Origin of the sequence: Bradyrhizobium sp., from assembly GCF_036735945.1 — a bacterium.
Lineage (GTDB): Bacteria > Pseudomonadota > Alphaproteobacteria > Rhizobiales > Xanthobacteraceae > Bradyrhizobium.
The window spans coordinates 1-8,696 of the sequence record NZ_DAINNI010000167.1 but is presented as its reverse complement, the minus strand read 5'-3'; the positions used below and the strand labels follow the sequence as shown (position 1 = coordinate 8,696).

The 8,696-nt window shown below is 64.5% G+C and carries 5 protein-coding genes; 3 read left to right on the top strand and 2 right to left on the bottom strand.

Features of this window, described 5'->3' with window-relative positions:
• A partial coding sequence (locus V7E26_RS27585; RefSeq protein ID WP_324422451.1) for an efflux RND transporter permease subunit occupies positions 1-2,848 on the bottom strand: 2,848 nt, incomplete at its 3' end.
• Positions 2,845-3,960, bottom strand: coding sequence for an efflux RND transporter periplasmic adaptor subunit (locus tag V7E26_RS27580; RefSeq protein WP_324422453.1), 1,116 nt, complete (start codon positions 3,958-3,960; stop codon positions 2,845-2,847). The genes V7E26_RS27580 and V7E26_RS27585, both read right to left, overlap by 4 nt.
• 487 nt (positions 3,961-4,447) lie before the next feature.
• Here V7E26_RS27580 and V7E26_RS27575 point away from each other — a divergent pair, with 487 nt between their 5' ends.
• From V7E26_RS27575 to V7E26_RS27565, 3 genes are all read left to right on the top strand, one after another.
• On the top strand, positions 4,448-5,602 hold the full coding sequence (locus V7E26_RS27575) for an iron-containing alcohol dehydrogenase (RefSeq protein ID WP_324422449.1): 1,155 nt from the start codon (positions 4,448-4,450) through the stop codon (positions 5,600-5,602).
• Positions 5,603-5,617: 15 nt separating this feature from the next.
• The gene (locus V7E26_RS27570; RefSeq protein WP_324422447.1) at positions 5,618-7,168 is read left to right on the top strand and encodes an AMP-binding protein; all 1,551 of its coding nucleotides are present in this window, start codon (positions 5,618-5,620) and stop codon (positions 7,166-7,168) included.
• 192 nt (positions 7,169-7,360) lie between these two features.
• The coding region (locus V7E26_RS27565; RefSeq protein WP_324422445.1) for an ABC transporter substrate-binding protein at positions 7,361-8,696 on the top strand (1,336 nt) is incomplete at its 3' end.

Here is an 8,696-nt window from a genome sequence, read left to right as displayed (position 1 = left end):
TCTTGGCCGCCAGTCCCACCAGCACCACGAAGCCGATCTGGGTCAGGATGTTGACATCCTGCCCCATGATGCGCACGCCGATGGTGGCGGCGAGCAGGCACATCGGCACGATCAGGATCACCGCGAACGGCAGGCTCCACGAACCATATTGCGCGGCCAGCACGAGATACACGAACAGCACGCAGATCGGGAAGACGAGGAGACCGGTATTGCCGCCGGTGACCTGCTGATAGGACAGATCGGTCCATTCGAACGAGAAGCCGCTCGGCAAGGTCTGGTCGGCAAGCTGCTTCATGGTGTTGATGGCGGTCGCGGAGCTCGTTCCCGGCAGCGTGTCGCCCTGCAGTTCGGACGCCGGATAGAGATTGTAGCGCGCGACACGGTCGGGGCCGGAGACGTCGCGGAAGCTGACGACGCTGCCGAGCATCACCATGTCGCCGGCGGCATTGCGGGTGCGCAGCCGCGCCAGGTCGGACGTCTCCTTCCGGAACGGCAGGTCGGCCTGCGCGGTGACGTGATAGGTGCGGCCGAACAGGTTGAAGTCGTTGACGTAGGACGAGCCGAAATAGGTCTGGATGGTGTCGGTGATATTGGCGATCGGCACGCCGAGCTTCTGCGCCTTGACGCGGTCGATATCGACGAACAGTTGCGGCGTGTTGGCGGTGAATGGCGAGAACACCTGGGTCAGCCCCGGCGCCCTGCGCGCCGCGCCGACCAGTTCGTCGGTCGCGGCCGCCAGCAATTCCGAGCCGCGGCCCTGGCGGTCCTGGATCCGCATCGTGAAGCCGCCGCCGGTGCCGATGCCGGGCACCGCGGGCGGCGGAATGACGATGATGAAGGCGCCCTGGATGCTCGACAGCCGCATGCGCAGATTGTTCGCGATCTGGTTCGCGGACAGGCCGCCCTTCCTGTGGCGCTCTTCCGGGTCCTCGAACACGGGGAACAGGGCTGCGGCATTGCTTGCCTGCGTCCGCGTCGCGCCCGAGAAGCCGGCGAACGCCGCGACGCGAACGATCCCCGGCGTATCCAGCGCAATCCGCTCGATCTCGCGCACGATCTCGGTAGTGCGCGCCAATGACGCCGCGCCCGGCAGTTGCACCGATACGATGACGTAGCCGCGATCCTGCGCCGGGATGAAGCCCTGCGGCGTGGTAATCAGCAGCCAGCCGGCGCTGCCAATCAGCGCGACATACACCAGCAGCATCACGACGGCGTGGCGGATGACGAAATCGGCGGCGCGGGCATAGCCGTGCGACAGCCGGTCGAAACCGCGATTGAAGACGCCGGTGAAGGCATCCCATCCGCGCGCGATGACATTCCAGCTCGCCGGCGGCCGCTTGTCCGCGTGCGGCTGCAGGATCAGCGAAGCCAGCGCCGGCGACAGCGTCAGCGAACAGAAGCAGGAAATCGCGGTCGCGACCGCAATCGTCACGGCGAACTGCTGGAAGAACTGGCCGGATATGCCGCCGAGAAACGCGGTCGGCACGAACACGGCGCACAGAACCAGCGCGATCGACACCAGCGCACTGCCGACCTCTTCCATGGTGCGAAGCGCGGCGTCGCGCCGGCTCATGCCGTGCTCGAGATGCCGCTCGACATTCTCGACCACCACGATCGCGTCGTCGACCACGATGCCGACCGCAAGCACGAGACCGAACAGCGTGAGATTGTTGATCGAGAATCCGAGCGCCGCCATCACCGCGAAGGTGCCGACCAGCGAGACGGGGATCGCGATGATCGGAATGATGGCAGGACGCCAGCCCTGCAGGAACACCAGCACGACGATGACGACCAGCGCCATCGCCTCATAGATCGTCTTGATCAGTTCGCTGACGGACTGCGCGATGAATTCGGTCGGATTGTAGCCGATATTGTAGTCAAGCCCTTTCGGGAAGCTCGCCTTCAGCCGCTCCATCGTATTGGAGATGTTCTTCGCCGTCGCCAGCGCGTTGGAGCCCGGCCGCTGCGTCACCAGCATGGCGACGGCGGATTTGCGCAACAGGAAGCTGTTGGTCGAATAGGCCAACGCGCCGAGTTCGATCCGCGCGACGTCGCGCAGCTTCACCGTGCGTCCGTCGGCGCCGGCCTTGACGACGATTTCCTCGAACTGTTTCGGATCCTTCAGCCGTCCGGTGAAGGTGAGGTTCGGCGAAAAGGCGCGGTCGGATATCGGCGGCTCGGCGATCTGGCCACCCGCGATCTGGACATTCTGCGCGCGGATCGCCGCCACCACCTCGGCCGCGGTCAGGTCAAGCGACGCGATTTTCTCGGGATCGAGCCACAGCCGCATCGAATAGTCGCGCGCACCGAAGATCTGGATATCGCCGACGCCGTCGAGCCGGAGCAACTGGTCGCGGACCTGCAGCAGCGCGTAGTTCGAGATATAAAGCTGATCGAACGTGTCGTCCGGCGACAGCATGAACGCGACCATCAGGATGTCGGGGCTGTTCTTCCGGGTGACGACGCCGTTGCGCTGGACTTCTTGCGGCAGCCGCGGCTGCGCGATGGCGACGCGGTTCTGCACCAGCACCTGGGCCTTGTCGAGGTCGGTGCCGAGCTTGAACGTGACTGTGACCGTCAACTGCCCGTTCGATGTCGCCTGGCTGTAGAGATACAGCATGTCCTCGACGCCGTTGATCTCCTGCTCGATCGGCGCGGCCACCGTGTCGGAGACGGTCTGCGCCGAGGCGCCGGGATATTGCGTGGTCACCACCACGGTGGGCGGCACCACCTGCGGATACTCCGAGACCGGCAGCGTCGTATAGGCAATCGCGCCAACGATCAGCAGCACGATCGACAGCACCATCGCGAGGATGGGCTGGTTGATGGAGAGACGGCCGAGATTCATGTCTTGCCACCGGCCGGCTTGATCTCGGCCGCCTTCGGCGTGACCTTTGCCCCCACCCGCGCCCGTTGCAGGCCATCGATGATGACCCGGTCTTCGCCATTGATCCCCTCGCGGATCACGCGCAGGCCGTCATCGAGCGGACCGAGCACCACCGGTTTTGCCTCGACCGTATGGTCGTCCTTGACGACGAAGACGATCTTGCGCGACTGGTCGGTCGCAATCGCGGTATCGGGCAGCAGCAATGTCTCGTAGGGCGCGCTGCCGATGATGCGGACGCGGCCGAACTGGCCGGGGAGGACCGACAGATCCTTGTTCGGGATCACCGCGCGGCTGCGCAGCGTGCCGGTCGAGGCGTCGAGCCGGTTGTCGAGGAAATCCATCTTGCCGTCATGCGACGGCTTGGTCTCGCCCGCGAGCGTGACCTGCACCGGGTTCGGCGTATCGCGCGAGCTGGGGCGTTTGCCTTCGGACCACAGCCGGCTGTTCCTCTGGTAGGTCGCTTCGTCGACGTCGAAATAGATGTAGATCGGATCGAGCGAGACGATCGAGGTCAGCAGCGTGGAGCCGCCGTCGCTGCCCTGTACGAGATTGCCGGGTGTGACCAGATGGCGGCTGGCGCGGCCGGTGATCGGCGCCACCACATGGGTGAATTCGATGTTGAGCTTGGCCGCCTTGAGCGCGCCTTCGGCCTGCATTTCGGCGGCGTGGGCGGCCTGCAGGGTCTGGCGGCGCTGGTCGACGATGGAATCGGAAACCGCCTGGGTCTGGTTCAACGTCAAGGCGCGATCGAGTTCGCGCTTGGCGAGTTCGGCCTTCGCGCGCGCGTCGGACAATTGTCCGTCGGCCTGCTCGGCGACCGCCTCGAACGGACGCGAATCGATCACGTAGAGCAGATCGCCGGTCTTGACGATGGCGCCGTCGCGGAATTCGACCGATGTGACGAAGCCGCCGACACGGGCGCGGACCTGGACTTCCTGGACCGCCTCGAACCGTCCGGTGAATTCATCCCAGTCCGTCACCGTGCGTTTCACCGGCTGCGCAACCGTCACCGGGGGCGGCGCCGCGGCGGGCTGCTGTGGCGGCTTGTCGCCGCAGGCGGACAGCGCGAGCATGAGCAGCGGGGACAACCATTTGGCGACACGGGACAGGTGAACAACGCCGTCCGCCGGCACGTCCGAACGTTTCAATGGCTCAATTGCGATCAAACCCCATCTCCCCTGCGCTCCCGACATCCATGTGGATGAAAGCCGCCCGCGGAACCCCAAGGCGGAGGCCTCAGATGTGATCGGTTCCCCAGTCTCGTCAAGAACCGCGGGCGATCAAGCACAATCGTTATGCATCTGCGTAGCCAACACCCTGCGCCCAAAGTCCTGCGCCCAAAGTCCTGCGCCCAAGACGTTTCCGTGCTCAACGGGCGAAACCCGATGCTGCGGCGGCCAGCTAATCGCCGGCCGGTGACGAAAACGTGACACGGCAAATAGACCTCTGACTGCACCCGTCCCGCCCCCTCATCTTCGGGCATGACGTCGCGGATTTCCTCGGCTAACCTCCCCTGCAAGGCCGCAACAAGGGCCAACGAAATGTCCGGGGAGGACAAGCGTGCACAGTGGGCGTGTCGTATTCGGCGCGATGGATGAGGTTGTCTTCGGACGGCCGGCATCCGAAGCGCTTGTCGAGCAGATGAACCGGCTTGGCGCCACGCGCGCCTTCCTGATGGTCAGCGGCACGCTCAACCGCCAGACCGATATCATCGAAAACATCCGCCGCACCCTCGGTTCGCGCTGCGTCGGCACCTTCGACGCGATGCCGTCGCACACGCCGCGGGCCGCCGTCATCGCCGCGGGCGAACAGGCCCGGGCCGCGAATGCCGACCTCATCGTCACGATCGGGGGTGGCTCGATCACCGACGGCGCCAAGGCCGTGCAGCTCTGCCTCGCCAACGACATCCGCAATCCCGATGATATCGACAAATTGAGAACCGGCCGCGGCGGTCCGGCGCAGCTCAAGGCGCCGGTGGTACGCCAAATCAGCGTCCCGACCACGATTGCCGGCGGCGAGTTCTCGGCCACCGCCGGGGTCACCAACGAGAAGACCAAGGTCAAGGAATCGCTGCACCATCCGCTGTTGATGCCGCGCGCCGTGATCCTCGATCCCTGGCTCGGCCTGCATACGCCGGAATGGCTGTGGCTCTCGACCGGGATCCGCGCCGTCGATCACTGTGTCGAGGGCATCTGCTCGCGCGAGGCGCATCCCTACGGCGACGCCCAGGCGCTTAAAGGTCTGTCGATGCTGGCGCAGGCGCTGCCGCGGGTGAAGGCCGACCTCGGTGATATCGAAGCGCGGATGGATTGCCAGATCGGCACATGGCTTTCGACCGGGCCGCTGACTTCAGGCGTGCCGATGGGCGCCAGCCACGGCATCGGCTACGTGCTCGGCGCGGAGTTCGGCGTGCCGCACGGCCACACGTCCTGCGTGATGCTGCCGTCGGTGATGCGCTGGAACAAGCCGGCCAATGCCGCGCAGCAGGCGCAGGTCGCCGCCGCGATGGGACACGCGAACGAGGACGCGGGCGACGTGCTCGACCGCTTCATTCGCGGCCTCGGCATGCCGCGCAGCCTGCGCGAGGTCAACGTGGGACCCGAACATTTCGACCGCATCGCGAAGGCCGCGATGGCAACACGCTGGGTGCCGCGCAACCCGCGCCGGATCGAGGGACCGGCCCAGGTCCGTGAGATTCTGGATTTGGCCGCATAGGGGACCACAGCACACATGTACACCGGCAAGCACGCGCACCTTCGTCCGCTTCAGCCCGCTTTCATCATGGCCGCCACCGGCGAGACGGTGACCTATCGCGAGCTGGAAGCCCGTGCCAACCGCCTGGCGCATCTGTTCCGCAGCCGCGGCCTCAACCGGCTCGACCACTATTCGATCTTCATGGAGAACAACAGCCGCTACCTCGAAGCCTGCGGCGCCGGCGAACGCAGCGGGCTTTATTATACCTGCGTGAATTCCTACCTGACCGCCAGCGAGCTCGCCTACATCCTCACCAACAGCCAGTCGCGCATCCTGATCACATCACGGGCAAAACTCGACGTCGCACGCGAGGCGCTGAAGGAATGTCCGCACGTCGAGCTTTGCGTCGTCACCGATGGCGAAGGCGAAAGCGACCGCATTGTCGGATTGCAGCAGGCGACATCGGGACTGCCGGCGACGCCGATCGCGGACGAATGGCTCGGCACCGCCATGCTCTATTCGTCAGGCACCACCGGGCGGCCCAAGGGCATCGTGCGCCCGTTGCCCGAGCAGCCGCCGGTGCAGAACCTGCCGCTGTTCGATTTCCTCATCAAGCTCTGGGAATACCGCGAGGGCATGATCTACCTCTCGCCGGCCCCGCTCTATCATTCGGCGCCGCAGGCCGCGGTCAACCTCACCATCCGCATGGGCGGCACCGTCATCATCATGGAGAGTTTTGACCCCGAACGATATCTGGAGCTGGTCCAGAAATGGGGCATCACCCACACCCAGCTGGTGCCGACGATGTTCTCGCGCATGCTGAAACTGCCGGAGGAGGTGCGCAGGCGCTACGACCTGTCATCGCTCGAGATCGCCATCCACGCCGCCGCGCCCTGCCCGGCTGCGGTGAAAGACGACATCATCAAATGGTGGGGCCCGATCATCCATGAATATTACGGCGCCACCGAAGGGCTTGGCTTCACCGCCTGCAACAGCACCGAATGGCTGGCGCATCGCGGCACCGTCGGCCGGGTGCTGCTCGGCGACCTGCACATCCTCGACGAGGAGATGAAGCCCTGCCCGGCGGGCACGGCAGGCACGGGGTGGTTCAAGACGGCGACGCCGTTCGAATATTTCAATGACCCCGCCAAGACCGCCGAGGCGCGTTCGACCGACGGCGCCATGAGCACGGTCGGCGATGTCGGCTATGTCGACGGGGACGGCTATCTCTACCTGACCGATCGCGCGACCTTCATGATCATCTCCGGTGGCGTCAACATCTACCCGCAGGAGTGCGAGAACCTCCTGATCACCCACCCCAAGATTGCGGATGCGGCAGTGTTCGGCGTGCCGAACCCGGATCTTGGCGAGGAAGTGAAGGCGGTGGTGCAGCCGATGCCGGGCGTTTCGCCTGGACAGGAATTGGCCGACGAACTGATCGCCTTCTGCAGCCAGTCGCTGTCGCGCCAGAAAGTGCCGCGCTCGATCGACTTCGAGGCGGAATTGCCGCGCCTGCCGACCGGCAAGCTCTACAAGCGCCTGCTGCGCGACCGCTATTGGGGCAACAAGACATCGCGGATCGTTTGAAGCAGACGGCTCGATGCGTGGTGCGGTGCATCATCGGATAGATGATATCAGGCGCAAGTTCCGCCACGCGGACTTCACGTAGTTCGAATTGCCAATTCCCGCAGCACCTTGCCCGGTTGCCCGAACGCCCCGCCGTGGTATCTTCGATGCCAATCGGGCCAATTGAGACCCAAATATAGAGTGGAGGAGACCATGCGGAGCGTTCATGCGCTTGCCGCCGCGGCGTTGTTGTTGCTGCCGGCATTCGACCTTGCATCGGCGGCGGAGCCGAAACAGGGCGGGATCCTCAGGATGTATCACCGCGACAGCCCGGGCAGCGCCTCGATCCACGAGGGTGCGACCTATTCGCTCAACGTCCCCTTCATGCCTGTTTTCAACAACCTCGTCGTCTTCAAGCAGGACGTGGCGCAGAACAGCGTCGATTCGATCGTGCCCGATCTCGCCGAGAGCTGGGCCTGGAGCGGCGACCACAAGAAGCTGACCTTCAAGCTGAAACAGGGCGTCAAATGGCACGACGGCAAGCCGTTCACGTCGGCCGACGTCAAATGCACCTTCGACATGCTGATGGGCAAGTCGCAGCAGAAGTTCCGGCAGAACCCGCGCAAGTCCTGGTACGACCAGGTCAAGGACGTGACCGTGAACGGCGATTACGAGGCCTCGTTCGAATTGAAGCGGCCGCAGCCGGCGCTGCTCTCCCTGCTCGCTTCCGGCTATACGCCGGTCTATCCGTGCCACGTCTCGCCGGCCGAGATGCGCACCAAGCCTGTCGGCACCGGGCCGTTCAAGTTCGTCGAGTTCAAGGCCAACGAATCGATCAAGCTGACGAAAAACCCCGATTACTTCAAGAAGGGCCTGCCGCATCTCGACGGCATCGAATTCACCATCATTCCGAACCGCTCGACCGCCATACTCGGATTTGTCTCCAACAAGTTCGACATGACGTTCCCGACCGAGGTGTCGATCCCGCTGCTGAAGGACGTCAAGACGCAGGCGCCGAATGCGGTCTGCGTGGTCGAGCCGCTCAACGTGTCGACCAACATCATCGTCAACTCGTCCTCTCCGCCGTTCGACAATCTCGACATCAGAAAGGCGTTGGCGCTGGCGCTGGACCGCAAGGCCTTCATCCAGATCATGTTCGAGGGACAGGCCGATATCGGCGGCACCATGCTGCCGGCACCCGGCGGCCTGTGGGCGATGCCGAAGGAGATGCTGGAGCAGATCCCCGGCTACGGCCCCGACGTCAACGCCAACCGGGAAGAGGCGCGCAAGCTGATGCAGAAGGCCGGCTACGGCCCGGACAAGCGCCTCGCCGTCAAGATATCCACCCGCAACATTCCGATCTATCGTGATCCCGCGGTCATCCTGATCGACCAGTTGAAGAACATCTACATCGACGGCGAGCTCGACGTCGTCGATACCGCGCAGTGGTTCCCGAAGGTCGCGCGCAAGGATTATTCGCTCGGCCTCAACCTCACCGGCAACGCCGTCGACGATCCCGACCAGTCCTTCTACGAGAACTATTCCTGCG

Bases quoted from the DNA above. Each gene is read 5' to 3' on its own strand.
- V7E26_RS27580 (WP_324422453.1), bottom strand. From the start codon at position 3,960: ATGCTCGCGCTGTCCGCCTGCGGCGACAAGCCGCCACAGCAGCCCGCC.
- V7E26_RS27570 (WP_324422447.1), top strand. From the start codon at position 5,618: ATGTACACCGGCAAGCACGCGCACCTTCGTCCGCTTCAGCCCGCTTTC.